Raw genomic sequence first — 15,232 nt, forward strand, 5'->3', positions numbered from 1 at the left:
CCGTACCAATCAGAGCTGCTTTAAAAAAAGAGCGAGTAATTGTGTTTTTATCATCTACTAATAACTACGGTGCTTATCATGTCTATCTCAATGCTCTCCAATGTATTCGCTAATGCGCTAGCAACCACTACTTCACGTTTGCCATTGCCTGCGATTTGGACGACTGGTAACACGCAGCAGCGCACGCTGATGTTGGGAGTGTCATTTGCCATCTTATCCAATATTTTGTTTGGTGTACTTTATGCGTATAGCAGCTTTCTGACGCCTTTGTCAGGCACACAAGTGTTTATCTGGCGTATGCTGTCAATGTGGGCAGTGTTGGTTGGCTACTTATTGATAAGTGGACGGCTAGGCATGCACATCGATAAATTGCGTGCACTGCGCTCAGTCAAACAGTGGGTTTGGCTGCTACTACCTACGCCGATATTTTTGAGTCAGCTTTGGCTATTTATGTGGGCACCGGTCAATGGGCAAGGTGTACAAACCGCGATGGGCTATTTTTTGTTTCCACTCATGATGGTGGTGTTCGGTTGCCTGCTGTTTGGCGAAAAGCTCAGTCGTCTACAGTGGCTTGCGGTCGCATTTGCGGCGGTAGGGGTGTGTAGTGAAATCATTCGTACGCAGAGTGTTTCTTGGGCGACATTGTGGGTGTGTGGTACTTATCCGATATATTATATCGTGCGTAGACTCCAAGGCATTGACGCCATCACTGGTATGCTGGTCGATCTGACCTTGTTTGCCCCATTTGCGCTTGGTTACTTGTACTTTTTTGCACCTAGCAATTTGGCGATGGTAGCAGGGTCTGGATTTTTGATCATGATGTTAGTTGGTCTTGGCGTTTTGAGCATCCTAGCAATGAAAACCAATATTGATGCCAGCCAAATGCTACCCGTCAATGTCTATGGCATGATGAGTTATATAGAACCTGCTTTGCTATTTATATTGGCGGTGACGGTGCTCGGTAATCCGTTTGAATCAGCGATGATCTATAGTTATGGGTTGATCTGGTTAGGTATTTCTTGTTTGATTGCTCATGGGATAAAGCAGCTTCGAGCTCGTAAAAGTGTGCCATCATCAATCAAGGGGCAGGTCGCGTAAGCGGCTAGTATGGTAGTTAATGAGTATTGTCAGTCACGAGTATTAACAGTTGATAAGTATAGTGGATCCAATTTAAAAATGTTATAGCGTTACTGGTATAAATTTTCCTTGCTTGCTGTATACACAGAGGCTGTGAAAAATTCATCCCAGTAGCTCTTTGGAACTTATGACATTTTTGTTTTGAACTGACTATATAAGCATTAATAAGGTACAAAAAAGGACGGCTCAATATTTACTGAGCCGTCCTTTTTTATAATGATTGTTCGACAATACTTGAATGAATATTAACCCAAGTGCTGCTTGAAACCACGCTGCTTATCACGTTCCCAGTCACGATCTTTTAACGTCTTACGTTTGTCATGCTGCTTTTTACCTAGTGCGAGGCCGATTTGGCATTTCACTAGCGAGTTTTTCCAGTAGCAAGACAGCGGTACGCAAGCGTAGCCTTTTTGATTGATTGCTCCAGACAGTTTTTCGATTTCACGACGATTGAGCAGCAGTTTACGGGTACGAATACTGTCTGGACTGACGTGCGTAGAGCTCGATAGTAATGGCTGAATGTGCGCACCAAATAAGAAAGCTTCGTTATTGCGAAATATGACGTACGCTTCAGTGATGGTCATTTTTCCTGCACGAATGGCTTTGACTTCCCAGCCTTGCAATGCCAGTCCCGCTTCAAAGGTTTCTTCGATAAAATATTCATGACGCGCCTTTTTGTTGGCGCAAATCTGATTATCAGGTTTTTTTGATTTTTTTGACATAATTTCTCCATAAGGATTGCCTAAAAACACAGGCGCCTTATTTGACCAGTCCTACTAATTCCTCATCTTAACCCATTCAATGGTATTGAATTTTATTTGGATTATAAGTCAGATGAGTCGAACCGCCTATTGTATCAAAGCCTCTGGTGAAAAGGTAAATCGGCTGTTAGGACAAATGTAGCAGATAAGTATTAAGTTTGAGCAAAATTTGCTAGCATATGGCCTAATATTACCGATTATATTAGCCATGCTATGAGCCATTCTATTTCTCCTAATTCCTCAAAGCTACACACCAAAATTCTATATCCTGGTACGTTTGATCCCATTACCAATGGTCATGTGGATTTGGTAACACGCGCAACCAAGCTCTTTGATGAGGTTGTGATTGCGGTTGCCTCGGGGCATCATAAAAAACCTCTATTTAATTTTGAAGAGCGAGTCGCCTTGGTCGAGACCGTATTTGCCGATTTGCCGCAAGTCTCGGTGATTGGCTTTGAAGGGTTGCTCGTTGATTTTATGCGCGAAAAACACGCCACCGCCGTGCTGCGCGGGCTGCGCGCGATGTCCGATTTTGAGTACGAGTTTCAACTGGCCAATATGAACCGCGAGCTTGATGAAAACTTTGAAGCAGTATTTTTGACCCCATCTCAGAACTATTCATTTATCTCATCTACCATGATTCGTGAAATTGCCAAACTCGGTGGCGATGTCAGTAAATTTGTCCCACCTTGTGTGTTGCAAGCTTTTGACAAAAAATTAAATAGTAACTAAAAGATGCTGCATTAAAAATACTCTGCTAGCACTTGCTAAAACAGTCAAGCGCAGCCAGATAGGGCTAATATGAGCAAAAATATAAGGAGCAGTTTATGGCGCTATTAATCACTGATGAGTGCATTAACTGTGATGTGTGTGAGCCTGCTTGCCCAAATGAGGCCATCTCAGAAGGCGATGATATTTATGTCATTGATCCAGATCTATGCACAGAATGTGTCGGACATTTTGACGAGCCACAATGCGTGGTGATTTGTCCCGTCGACTGTATCCCTCATGACCCCAATCATGTCGAGACAGAAAATGATTTATTAGCCAAATACAAGCGTATTACAGGTCAATAAAATCTTGATAAGCGATTGATGACGTTTGGGTTTACAACGTTTTAGGGACAATATAATGACCAGCAATACAATGACAACCAAATCCATGCAAGTAGCCAGTGAGTTCGATCAGCAACATCTTTGGCATCCATATGCCAGCCTACCACCCATCTATTCCAATATCGTTATCGATCGCGCTGAAGGGATTTATATCATTACTGAAGACGGCACGCGCTTAATTGATGGTATGTCGTCATGGTGGGCGAGCGTCCATGGCTACAATCATCCTAAGCTAAATGACGCACTGACTCAGCAGCTGGGTAAAATGGCGCACGTGATGTTTGGTGGCTTGACCCACCAGCCAGCGATAGATTTGGGCAAAAAATTGCTTGGCATTGTGCCTTCTGGTCTCGATGCGATTTTTTATGCGGACAGTGGCAGTATCGCCGTAGAAGTGGCACTAAAAATGGCGCTGCAATATCAAGTGGCTGCCAAGCGCCCAAACAAGCAACAGTTTGCCTCGACCCATTCAGGCTATTACGGTGATACGTGGCATGCCATGAGTGTCTGTGATCCTATCAATGGAATGCACAGTCTGTATGGCAAGCAATTACCGATGCAACATTTCGTTCCAGCACCGCCACTTGGGTTTGATCGCGTATTGACAGTAGATGATCGTGAAACATTAGCTCAGTTTTTTGCAGAGTATGGCGCGCAGCTGGCAGGATTTATTATCGAGCCGATTATTCAGGGCGCAGGCGGCATGCGTTTTTATAACCCTGAATACTTGCGGCTATTACGCGCACTTTGTGATAAGTACAATGTACTCTTGATAGCGGATGAGATTGCCACTGGGTTTGGGCGTAGTGGCAAACTATTTGCGTGTGAACATGCTGGTATCAGCCCTGATATCATGACCATTGGCAAGGCGCTGACCGGCGGCTACATGACTTTTGCCGCAACGCTATGTACCCGCAAAATTGCCGATACCATTCACAATAGCGACTATCCAGCGCTGATGCATGGTCCGACCTTTATGGGTAATCCGCTCGCCTGTGCGGTCGCCTGTGCATCGATTGATTTGATCCTGTCTTATGATATCGAAACGCGTACTGCCAGTATGCAACGTACGATGGAGCAAGCCCTGACGTCAGCTGCACAGCTGGCAGGTGTTGCCGAGGTACGTTGTTTGGGCGCAGTTGCTGTGATTGAGTTAGAAGACGCTGTTGATATGCCCATTTTTCAGTCTTTATTGATTGATCATGGCATCTGGGTCAGACCCTTTGGTAAGTTGGTATACATCATGCCTCCTTATGTGATTACTGATGATGAACTGACCACCTTATGCCAAGCGCTGCTAAAAGTAGTACGTAAATATTTAGAACATCGAGGTTAACCATGAGCGTGCTATTTGTATCCGGCATTGATACCGACATTGGCAAAACCTATGCCACGGGTCTGCTTGCTAAATCATTAATGCAGCAAGGTGTGAACGTTATCACGCAAAAGTTGGTACAAACAGGCATCAGTAAACAAGCAGATGGCGAACTAGGTATTGCGGATGATATTGTAAGTCACCGTCAATTGATGCAGATGCCATTACAGCCATGCGATCTGGACTTTACCACCTGTCCTTATCGCTATGAGAAGCCTGCGTCACCGCATCTGTCCGCAGCATTGGCCAATCAGCCTCTTAACATCAATGTGATTACTGATGCCACCAACGCATTGCAAGCCGATTATGAGTTGGTGTTGCTTGAAGGGGCAGGCGGGCTACTGGTACCGATAAATGAGCAACTATTAACCTTGGACTATATTGCCAAGCAGGGCTATCCTATCGTCTTGGTCACCTCTGGCCGACTGGGCAGCATCAATCATACGTTGCTTAGTTTGGAGGCGATAAAATCGCGCGGCTTAATGATCCATAGTGTGATTTACAATCATATCCATGATGATGCTGAACAAACGGATGCTGAGATTGCAAATAGTACCATTGATTTTTTGCAGGCGTATTTGGCTTGCCATTATCCCAAAGCGCACTGGCTGGTCTTGGCCAAACAAGCAAATGAACATTCAGATGTTGCTGACATAGCCTTGCCAACAACGTTTATCTAAGTTTTTGTGTCTTTTAGGTAGTCATAGTCATTCTAAAAATAAGCCGAAAAGACATTCCCATACAGGCGTTAGTTTTGCTATACTAGCGCGCTTGGTAGACTAGGCGATCGCCGCTGCACACTGGCAACAGATGAGCAGGGGAGGAAAGTCCGGGCTACATAGGGCAGCGTGCCAGCTAACGGCTGGGCAGAGTAATCTGACGACCAGTGCAGCAGAGAGTAGACCGCCTTTGACTTAGTTGATTGTCGCAAGACACCAATGTCATCGGTAAGGGTGAAAGGGTGCGGTAAGAGCGCACCGCGTGGATGGCAACATCTCACGGCATGGTAAACTCCACGCGTAGCAAGACCAAATAGGCATCGGCATGGCGCGGCCCGCGTTCGATGCGGGTAGGTTGCTTGAGCGTATCAGCGATGATACGCCTAGAGGAATGATCGTCCACGACAGAACCCGGCTTATCGGTTTACCAAACCTTTTTTATCATTTGTTGTAGTAAGTAAGTGCAGTTAATTTGAATGACATTCATTTTTTTGCAAAAAATGCCCATTAGGGGTTGACGGCGGTCAGCAGCTTGGGCATAATGTGCAGCCTAAAACGGCGATGTAGCTCAGCTGGTTAGAGCGCACGACTCATAATCGTGAGGTCGAGAGTTCAAGTCTCTCCATCGCCACCATATATAGCAGTATTAAAAAGCCAATCTCTCTGGGATTGGCTTTTTTTTGCCTGAAATAATCTTTCATTTACAAGGTTTGTATGTGCTATTGCTTAGTCAAATACTCCTTGTTAGATGTCTGTCAGTCTCGCTTACTTGATAAATACTTTCTCTGCTACTAAAATCGCCTTACTTTGCAGTAGAAAACTGCTAGAATACTCTTTGGTATGTGCGTACAAAAGCGCAGCAGAGTTACCGTACTAAGTACTGGGCTTTAGGCGAGGTTATCCATTCTAAGGATTACGATCGACACAACAGCTGACCTGTAGCATACGTTTTAACGAAGCATACCTATCTTATCAAGTGTACTTGACCATATTTATCTCTTATCTTTATTCTATCACCTTTAATTTAGTAGGCGCTTTGTGACTGCATTAGCCAATATTCGTAACTTTTCAATCATTGCCCACATTGATCATGGTAAGTCGACCCTTGCCGATCGTTTTATTCAAATGTGCGGCGCCTTGCAAGATCGCGAGATGCAGGCGCAGGTGCTCGACTCGATGGATATTGAGCGTGAGCGCGGTATCACTATTAAAGCGCAGTCGGTCACGCTATATTATGACCATCCTAATGGTGAGCGCTATCAGCTTAACTTTATTGATACGCCAGGTCACGTTGATTTCTCGTATGAGGTGTCACGCTCATTGGCCGCTTGCGAAGGCGCGCTATTGGTGGTCGATGCCGCGCAAGGCGTAGAAGCACAGTCGGTTGCCAACTGTTATACCGCAGTCGATCAGGGCCTAGAAGTCATGGCTGTCCTTAACAAGATTGATCTACCGCAAGTGGAGCCTGAGCGCGTCATTCAAGAGATTGAAGATATTATCGGAATAGAAGCCATTGATGCCCCTCGTGTTTCAGCGAAATCTGGTCTGGGTGTCGATAAATTGTTGGAAGCCTTGGTTGAATTCATTCCAGCACCGACTGGCGACCGTGAAGCACCCTTACAAGCACTTATCATTGATTCATGGTTTGACAGTTATCTGGGTGTGGTCTCACTGGTTCGCGTACGTGAAGGGACGGTAAAAAAAGGCGATAAGATCTATATCAAATCAACGGGCGATGCTCATCCAGTAAGCTCTATCGGTGTATTCACGCCCAAACCTGTCGATACGGGTATCTTAGAAGCGGGTGAAGTAGGCTTTGTTATCGCTGGTATCAAAGATATTGCAGGCGCGCCAGTTGGCGATACGATTACGCATGCCAGTACGCCTGATGTTGAACGTATCCCAGGTTTTAAACAGATCACGCCACAAGTATATGCAGGAATGTTCCCAGTCGATTCGAGTGATTTTGAAAAATTCCGTGAAGCGCTGCAGAAATTGCAAATCAACGATGCGTCATTATTTTTTGAGCCTGATACTTCAGACGCGTTAGGCTTTGGCTTTCGTTGTGGCTTCTTAGGCATGCTACACATGGAGATTATCCAAGAGCGCTTAGAGCGTGAGTATGACTTGGATTTGATCACCACTGCGCCTTCAGTTATCTATGAGATTGAAAAGAAAGGCGGTGAAGTCATCTATGTTGATAATCCATCAAGACTGCCTGAGCCCAACAATATCGAAGAGTTCCGTGAGCCAATTGCCCGCTGTCAGATTTTAGTACCGCAAGATTACTTGGGTAACGTCATGACGCTATGTATCGAGCGCCGCGGTGTACAGGTCGATATGCGCTTTATGGGTAAGCAGGTTCAGGTTATCTTTGATATTCCGATGGGTGAGGTGGTCATGGATTTCTTTGACCGTCTAAAATCAGTCTCTCGTGGCTTTGCATCACTGGACTATAATTTTGATCGTTATCAAGTGGACAAATTGGTCAAAGTCGACGTGCTAATCAACGGTGAAAAGGTGGATGCCTTGGCAATGATTGTACACCAAGACCAAGCGCGTTTCCGTGGTAATCAATTGGTGACCAAGATGAAAGAGCTGATACCACGTCAAATGTTCGACGTGGCGATTCAAGCCGCAATTGGTAGTCAGATCATTGGACGTAGTACGGTAAAAGCCATGCGTAAAGACGTCTTGGCCAAATGCTATGGCGGTGACGTATCGCGTAAGAAAAAGCTGTTGGCTAAGCAAAAAGCAGGTAAAAAACGTATGAAACAAGTGGGTAGTGTGGAGATTCCACAAGAAGCCTTCTTGGCTGTCTTGCAAGTTGATAGTTAATAGACAGTGCTATCTCAGATAGTTTTTGTACATAGCAGTAGTTGAATATCGTCAGTTTTTTGATTAAAGCAACTAGACAAACAGCACGTTAATAGGCAATTTGGTATGGATTTTGATTTCAATTTAATTTTAGTGCCGTTGACCATAGGCTTAGGAATTGTCTGGTTGCTAGATAAGCTGGCACTCAAGCAGCGCAAAACTCGCGGTCGAGGTCAAGAGAGCCTGTTAGTGCGATGGGCCTATGATTTTTTTCCTGTGTTGGCCGTCGTATTGATCGTACGCTCGTTTTTGATTGAGCCTTTTAATATTCCATCTTCTTCCATGGTGCCAACGTTATATACGGGTGATTTTATTGCGGTCAACAAGTATGCGTATGGCGTTCGTCTACCGCTAACGTATAATAAAGTTTTGGATACTGGCGAGCCTGAGCATGGCGATGTAGTGGTATTCCGTTATCCTGAAAACCCAAGCATCTACTATATCAAGCGCTTGATTGGGTTACCTGGCGATACCGTCAGCTACAATCAAGGCACAATCTCTATTAATGATGTACCAGTGGAGACGACGCCTGTCGATTTTTCGGCCAATGCAGAATTGACGTCACAACTTTATTTGCCAGGACAAGTTGGTCCAGGTCAGGTGCTCACAGAAGAGAGTGCTGCTGCGATGGGTCAGGAAGAAGAGGACGCCGCACAATATTTCCAAGAGACACAGGGTAAAAACACACACCTTGTTCGCTACTTAAATGGTATGAACAGCTCACAGTATGCTCCCTTTCTACAACAACAATCACCAGAAGTTGTGAGTTCAGAAGGTACAGAGTGGCGCATTAAAGTACCAGAGGGTCATTATTTTGTGATGGGTGACAACCGTGATCGCAGTGCAGATGGTCGCTTTTGGGGATTTGTTCCTGATGAAAATTTAGCGGGTAAAGCGGTCTATATTTGGATGCATAAACCACCAGGATTAAACTTACCAACTTTCGAGCGTAATGGTACCATTGATTAATACCATGAGTACTCTATTGATTGAGTTATCGATAATAGTTTTATGCTAATATCGTTGCTATCAAATAAACGGCTGTCTAATATACAGATAGCTGTCAAAAATAGTCATCTATCTGTAGAGGGATATCATAATGCAGCAGTTATCTGGTCTTGCCACGCAGCGCGGTGCTAGTGTGACAAACATCGTTCTCATTATTATGATGTTGGGGATCGCGGTTAAACTCCTAGTGGCCATTGTGCCTGCTCAAATTGGTGACTATCAGTTGACTAAGCTCTTGAGTGCAGAGCTTAAAGTAGCCAATGACAATAACGAGACAGCCAAGCAATTCGTTGAGCGTGTTAATAAACAGCTATCCATCAATGCTGACTATGACACCAATGCAGAAGATGTATTCACTTTTACCAATAAAAAAACGGGCCAATTGGCCATTCATAAAGAATATGCAGTAACCAATACGTTCTTTAGCAATGTCGATATTGTGAATCGTTTCGAAGGAGACATCGATATGGCTACAGCAGAATAAATAATTATAAGATAGGACAGCGCTTTAGTGTCCTCAACAAAATCCAATATAGACTCTTATTAAACTGAATTTGTAAAACAGAAGGGATAACCACAAGCCACGCATGAAACCAACTTCGCAACATTCCCAAGCGGTTCTTACTCCTAAAAAAAATAGCACGTCTGTCGACACGCTTGTTGTTAGCTCAGAATTTACTCAGCGCTTAGCAGTCTTAGCGCGCAAGTTAGGCTATGTATTTAATGATTTGAGTCTGCCAAAGCTTGCATTGACGCACCGCTCATTTGACAGCAAAAAAAACTATGAGCGTCTAGAGTTTTTAGGTGATGCGCTTTTGGGCATGATTGTGGGTGAGGCTTTATACCATCGTTATCCTAATCAAAACGAAGGGCGTCTAACCCGTATGCGTGCAACTTTGGTCCGCCAAGAATCATTGGTTATTATCGCGCAAAATCTAGAGCTGTCTAACCATCTGATATTAGGCGTTGGTGAGCGTAAGGGTGGCGGCCGTAATCGTGCTTCTATATTGGCGGATGCGGTAGAGTCTTTGATTGGAGCCATCTATTTAGACAGTCAAGATATGGAGATTACTCGTCATTGCGTACTCTCTTGGTATGGAGACTTGATTGACAACGTCAATGACCAAAAAGCACTAAAAGATGCGAAGAGCCGTTTGCAAGAGTGGTTACAGTCTAAGCAATTTGATTTGCCAAGCTACGAGCTTATGGAAACACGTGGCAACGCTCCTCATCAAATCTTCGTGGTACGCTGTCACGTGAATATTCAAAACTGCCCTGATATTACTGAATCTGGTGAAAGTCGCCGCATCGCTGAGCAAAAATCAGCAGAACTTATGATCAATCAGTTGCATAAACTTCCAGGATCCGCTAAAAAACGCTCTTAGAGAATATTCGCAGGTGATTATAGGCATATTTCTGAGTCAACAATGCCGCTTTTGCGTGATAAGACCTGAAGCGGCATAGACCTAATTTACCTTATATACTACTTATTTCAAATATTACCAGCTGATATCCAATAGTAACTACACCGACAAACTATTAAGTCATATTTGGCTGGATATAAACCCTATAGGATCAACTTATGAGCAATCACCCTGATGTGCCATCGAATAATGAAGATAGTACTCAAAATATGATTGAAAATACAGATGTCGATACGAATGCAGATAGCGTAGAAGATATCACACTAGAAAACGATCTGGCGATTGAAGAGTTTTTTGCACCAAGTGGTAGTGCCCAGTTGGCTGATGATTTTAGATCAGGCTATGTGGCCATCGTTGGACGCCCAAACGTCGGTAAGTCAACGTTGATGAACCACTTATTGGGTCAAAAGCTGTCTATTACCTCACGTAAGCCGCAAACGACGCGCCACCGTATTCATGGCATTTTGTCCAATCACGAGATGCAGGCGGTGTTTGTCGATACGCCAGGCATCCATCGCAATGAAGTACGGGCGATTAATGAGCGTATGAATAAAGCGGCAGTATCCGCTCTAGTAGATGTTGATCTGGTATTGTTCGTTGTTGACTCAGATCAATGGCGTGATGATGATCTATTGACGCTGCAAAAGCTTGGTGAGACCGATTTAACGATCGTACTGGTTATTAATAAATCAGATACTTTAAAAGATAAAGGCAGCGTATTGCCGCTTATTGAAACCTTTAATGAAAGTTTTGACTTTGCTGATATCGTTCCAGTATCTGCACTTAAAAACCAAAACTTAGATCGTTTGCAAGAAGTGATTGCCTCACATTTACCAGTTGCTGCACCTATTTATGATACAGAGCAAATCACTGACCGTTCAGAGCGATTCTTAGCGAGCGAAATCATTCGTGAAAAAATCATGCGTAGTGCGGGTGATGAAGTGCCATACGACTTGACTGTACAGATTGATGCGTTTAAAGACGAGCCTGCGCATACAGATCCAAAGACAGGGCGTCCACGTAAAGCCTGTACCTTTATTGATGCAACTATCTATGTTGAGCGCAGTGGTCAAAAAGCCATTGTTATTGGTGATAAAGGCCAGCGCATCAAGCAAGTCGGTATGGATGCTCGTAAAGACATGGAGCAACTGTTTAACAAAAAGATTATGCTAACGCTATGGGTCAAAGTCAAACGTGGCTGGTCTGATGACGAACGTGCATTAACCAGTTTGGGATATTGATAGCAATCACGCATAGTACGGTAATATTGCTATCCATATGTTAAATGCTGAGGTAATAAACGATGCGTAACGAAGCGTTAATTGGCTATTTATTACATCAGCGTCCTTATCAAGAAAAGCGTGCGTTGTATTATCTTTTTTCTCAGCAGCATGGTGTGATACATGGTGTTGGGAAAAAAGGTGCACCGTTATTTATGCCTTTACAGCTATTTGCCACTGGCAAACGCGACTTAAAGACATTCACTCAAATCCAGATTACTTCGCAAACCACTCTCCAAACAAGTAACGAGCAAAAAGAAGGTACCTCTGCCACACTATCTACTGTACCTTATAGTAATATCAATGGACAGCACCAATATGCGGCGTTGTACCTTAATGAGATACTGTGGCGATTGTTACCGACCGAAGATCCAATGCCGGTATTGTGGCAACATTATCAGGACAGTTTACAGCAGCTGAAGCAACCTTTAGATAACACTGAGCTTCGTTTATGTTTGCGCCAATTTGAGCAGCACCTATTCAATGAGTTAGGTTTCACCTTAACGCTAACGCATGATAACATCGAACATACTATCGAACCTAATTGTGTATATCGCTTTTTACCTGATGTGGGGTTACTGCCAATCATGCAGAATGCTATAGAGTCCGAGCATTTAGAGAGTAGTACCGGACAGACTATATTTAAGGGTATTGATATTATCGAGATGGCCTACCTAGGTATCACTAAAGCAACGCTGAATAATTGGTCAAAGCTACATCGGCATCTGATAGATCATCTACTTGATTATCAACCATTACAAAGTCGGCTGCTATGGCAACAGCAACAACGTTATCAATAAAGAGATTATCATTTTTAAATCTATTGAGTTTAGGCCATGGCTTAACTTGTGGGAATATCGATACTGTTGCCTAGGCCGATGGTGTTGATGAGTTAAATATAGAACACGCTATGATTTAGGATTATAGCAAGCTGTTGTTATGGTAAAAAATGCGATGTATTAAAATGCTTAAAGGTAATGTACTTGCTACTTTGTCCGCATTCAATTACCCATCACAATCGGTAGGGTGGTCTTGATTAAGCTTCTGACTGACTCGACCGTTTTGATTGAAAGAAATTTGGTACATTGCATCATTATAGGTAGATGTGGGGCAGTACTTGATATGGCCAAAATGCCCCCGAGGTTTGCCACTATCCCCCCAAAATTTGATGTAATGGCGACCCGCTCCGACTCTGAGTTTCAGTGTACTATATTTTAAATTAAAATATTGATTGAGTACTAGAGTATCAGCATTTGTATCGAAGTTTTTGTTACCGTTTTTGTCTACGAATAATATAAGCATGTTGTCACTATTGCGGTCGCATTGTATACCGTCATTCGATAAACAAACCAATACATCTTGTCTAGTGATATAGCTTTCAGCTTTTGCCAAAGCGAGGGCGTTCTCTAATTGGGTTTTGACGCGTTTGGCTTCCATACGCGTTAATTGCGTCAATATGCTTGGCGTTGCAATCGCTACTATGATAGCAAGCACCGTTACAGTAACAATCAGCTCAACAAGAGTGAAGCCATTCCTACCTTTAGCGCTTAAAGCTTGTAAATGCGTTGCAGAGCGTTTGTTACATATAGTTAACTGGTGTAGTGGAGCGTACAACTGATTTATTCGAAATATTAGCCTATCATAACTAAGCATTCCCTTCATCAAAGTAGATACAGGTAAAACCACTATCAGTAATCTGCGATAATTTGATGATGTCTTATAAAGCGATTTCATAGATTGCTACATCCTATGGCTTCAGACTTTCCAAATAAAATAATCGCGCTTATCTGCAACATCTAGCTAATCCATTATGTAGAAAAAATACTTGATAAAGACTAGTATTTGGGTTTGTTGGCAGTATACGAAATTATTACTTTTCTATAAGTTACTTCGAATATCAAATAATGTCGACTATTGTAATATAAACAGAATATATGTCTATTGTCAAAAAATGTTTCAATTAGTGAATAATGTGCATTAGGAATAGAGAAAAATTATTAATTGTAATAAAATATGTTCAAACGATAGGTGCTAGTTAATTTAGCATCTATCGTGAACTGACATACAAAAGATAAAAAGCGTAAGGTGTGTTAGTTCTAAGTAACTTAGAATGGCTATTGTGTTTTAGTTACAACATTATCGTGTAATAATGTGTAGCTCGTTAACGAAAAAAGTTGTAAACTGAATGGATAATCGCTAAGCTACTTCTTAATTGGTTTTGCTTTGTAACCTAAAATGCGTAAAAGATGTCTGATTTAGAGCGTCTTGAGAATCGGTTTTGCTTAATGCATCACTAAAATTATCCTTTGGAGGAAGTCCATGAAACTGAATAAAATTGCTTTAGCACTGTTCGCTGTAACAGCTGCACCTCTAGCAGCTAATGCTGGTGTTACTATTAGCCCACTATTATTAGGTTATCACTACAGCGAAGGCGCTGATGATGATCAAGCTGAATTACTAGGCGACTATAGTGGTAACGGTAATAGCTACTATAAAGAAGATGGTTTATACACTGGTGCCGCTTTAGGTATCGAGCTAACGCCTTCTACTCAGTTCCAAGTAGAGTATGGTGTGTCTAACACTGATGCTAATGCTACAGATGTTGGTGGTAACGATCTTGGCGATTCTTACGATGCAGAGCAAGAAATGATCTCTGGTAACTTCTTAGTTGGTTTTGAAGAATTCAGTGGCTACACTGAAAATGCATTCAAGCCATACATGCTAGTTGGTGCCGGTCAATCTAAAATCGAAATCGAAAACAGCAACGGTGACAAAGTTTCAGGTACTAAAGATACTATCGGTAACCTAGGTCTAGGTGCTATGTATCGTATCAACGATGCACTAAGTCTACGTGGTGAAGCTCGTGCGATTCATAACTTTGACAACAACTGGTGGGAAGGCATGGCATTGGCCGGTCTAGAAGTTGTACTTGGTGGCCATCTAGCACCTACAGTAGCAGTACCACCAATGGAAGAGCCAATGGTTGACAACACTCCAGTAGTTGTTGTTGAAGCTGACCTTGATTCTGACGGCGATGGCGTACCTGATAGCATGGATGCATGCCCAGGCACTCCAATGAATGTAGTGGTTGATGAGCGTGGTTGCCCAGTACCAGTAGATATTACTGATGAGCTAAAAATGGAACTACGTGTATTCTTTGATAACGATAAATCAGCTATCAAAAACCAATACAAGCCAGAAATCGCTAAAGTAGCAGAAAAAATGCGTGAGTATCCAAACTCTACAGCTCGTGTAGAAGGTCATGCATCTAAAACTGGTCCTTCAGCACGTTATAACCAACGTCTATCTGAAGCTCGTGCCGTTGCTGTTAAATCTATGCTAACTAACGAATTCGGTATTGCTCCAAACCGTCTATCAACTGTTGGTTATGGTTATGACCAACCAATCGCATCAAACGATACTGAAGAAGGTCGTGCTATGAACCGTCGTGTTTATGCCATCATCACTGGTGATAAAACTATGACTGTTGAACAAACTAAAGATATGGTTGTTCAGTAAGTATTAGATAAATAATC

At 43.0% G+C, this 15,232-nt stretch carries 14 protein-coding genes, 1 tRNA gene, 1 other RNA gene and 1 pseudogene; 14 read left to right on the top strand and 3 right to left on the bottom strand.

From position 1 onward, the window contains the following. Positions 1-78 precede the first annotated feature (78 nt). The gene (rarD, locus tag BLR43_RS01075; protein WP_244265473.1) at positions 79-1,098 is read left to right on the top strand and encodes an EamA family transporter RarD; all 1,020 of its coding nucleotides are present in this window, start codon (positions 79-81) and stop codon (positions 1,096-1,098) included. Between the two features lie 284 nt (positions 1,099-1,382). Here the strand turns inward: rarD and smpB are convergent, their stop codons facing one another. Continuing rightward, positions 1,383-1,859 (bottom strand): SsrA-binding protein SmpB, encoded by a 477-nt coding sequence (smpB, locus tag BLR43_RS01080; RefSeq protein WP_093067726.1) that lies wholly within the window; start codon positions 1,857-1,859, stop codon positions 1,383-1,385. A 252-nt stretch (positions 1,860-2,111) separates the two neighbouring features. Here smpB and coaD point away from each other — a divergent pair, with 252 nt between their 5' ends. Next, positions 2,112-2,630, top strand: coding sequence for a pantetheine-phosphate adenylyltransferase (gene coaD, locus BLR43_RS01085; protein WP_058024491.1), 519 nt, complete (start codon positions 2,112-2,114; stop codon positions 2,628-2,630). Positions 2,631-2,674: 44 nt separating this feature from the next. Here the strand turns inward: coaD and BLR43_RS13980 are convergent. After that, positions 2,675-2,725: pseudogene (locus tag BLR43_RS13980) on the bottom strand (hypothetical protein); the annotation flags it as partial. Between BLR43_RS13980 and BLR43_RS01090 the strand changes: the two are divergent. The 11 genes from BLR43_RS01090 (at position 2,726) to recO (ending at position 12,496) form a co-directional block, all read left to right on the top strand. Further along, positions 2,726-2,974, top strand: a complete 249-nt coding sequence (locus BLR43_RS01090) for a YfhL family 4Fe-4S dicluster ferredoxin (RefSeq protein WP_058024492.1) — start codon at positions 2,726-2,728, stop codon at positions 2,972-2,974. 55 nt (positions 2,975-3,029) lie between these two features. Beyond that, a complete protein-coding gene (gene bioA / locus BLR43_RS01095) occupies positions 3,030-4,349 on the top strand; it encodes an adenosylmethionine--8-amino-7-oxononanoate transaminase (protein ID WP_379542916.1) in 1,320 nt (439 codons plus the stop codon). Between the two features lie 2 nt (positions 4,350-4,351). After that, on the top strand, positions 4,352-5,068 hold the full coding sequence (gene bioD / locus BLR43_RS01100; protein ID WP_093067729.1) for a dethiobiotin synthase: 717 nt from the start codon (positions 4,352-4,354) through the stop codon (positions 5,066-5,068). Between the two features lie 91 nt (positions 5,069-5,159). After that, an RNA gene (rnpB, locus tag BLR43_RS01105) (RNase P RNA component class A) lies at positions 5,160-5,542 on the top strand. A 122-nt stretch (positions 5,543-5,664) separates the two neighbouring features. Continuing rightward, positions 5,665-5,741, top strand: a tRNA-Met gene (locus BLR43_RS01110). A gap of 404 nt (positions 5,742-6,145) precedes the next feature. Next, positions 6,146-7,945 carry a translation elongation factor 4 gene (gene lepA, locus BLR43_RS01115; RefSeq protein ID WP_093067732.1) on the top strand — a complete coding sequence of 600 codons (1,800 nt, stop codon included), beginning with the start codon at positions 6,146-6,148 and terminating at the stop codon, positions 7,943-7,945. A gap of 105 nt (positions 7,946-8,050) precedes the next feature. Next, a complete protein-coding gene (gene lepB / locus BLR43_RS01120; RefSeq protein WP_093067736.1) occupies positions 8,051-8,953 on the top strand; it encodes a signal peptidase I in 903 nt (300 codons plus the stop codon). Between the two features lie 130 nt (positions 8,954-9,083). Then, positions 9,084-9,476 (top strand): DUF4845 domain-containing protein, encoded by a 393-nt coding sequence (locus tag BLR43_RS01125; RefSeq protein ID WP_227674169.1) that lies wholly within the window; start codon positions 9,084-9,086, stop codon positions 9,474-9,476. Positions 9,477-9,579: 103 nt separating this feature from the next. Further along, entirely contained in the window at positions 9,580-10,377 is a 798-nt protein-coding gene (gene rnc / locus BLR43_RS01130) for a ribonuclease III (protein ID WP_093067743.1), read from the top strand. A gap of 248 nt (positions 10,378-10,625) precedes the next feature. After that, on the top strand, positions 10,626-11,657 hold the full coding sequence (gene era, locus BLR43_RS01135) for a GTPase Era (RefSeq protein ID WP_093067978.1): 1,032 nt from the start codon (positions 10,626-10,628) through the stop codon (positions 11,655-11,657). Between the two features lie 62 nt (positions 11,658-11,719). Next, positions 11,720-12,496, top strand: coding sequence for a DNA repair protein RecO (gene recO, locus BLR43_RS01140; RefSeq protein ID WP_071002297.1), 777 nt, complete (start codon positions 11,720-11,722; stop codon positions 12,494-12,496). 205 nt (positions 12,497-12,701) lie between these two features. Here recO and BLR43_RS01145 read toward each other — a convergent pair whose 3' ends face one another. Beyond that, entirely contained in the window at positions 12,702-13,430 is a 729-nt protein-coding gene (locus BLR43_RS01145) for a GspH/FimT family pseudopilin (protein ID WP_227674167.1), read from the bottom strand. 585 nt (positions 13,431-14,015) lie between these two features. On the opposite strand from BLR43_RS01145, the gene BLR43_RS01150 reads away from it, so the two are divergent. Next, the gene (locus tag BLR43_RS01150; RefSeq protein ID WP_093067746.1) at positions 14,016-15,215 is read left to right on the top strand and encodes an OmpA family protein; all 1,200 of its coding nucleotides are present in this window, start codon (positions 14,016-14,018) and stop codon (positions 15,213-15,215) included. The last annotated feature ends 17 nt before the right edge of the window (positions 15,216-15,232 follow it).

Origin of the sequence: Psychrobacter pacificensis (genome assembly GCF_900101915.1) — a bacterium.
In the GTDB taxonomy this organism is placed as follows: domain Bacteria; phylum Pseudomonadota; class Gammaproteobacteria; order Pseudomonadales; family Moraxellaceae; genus Psychrobacter; species Psychrobacter pacificensis.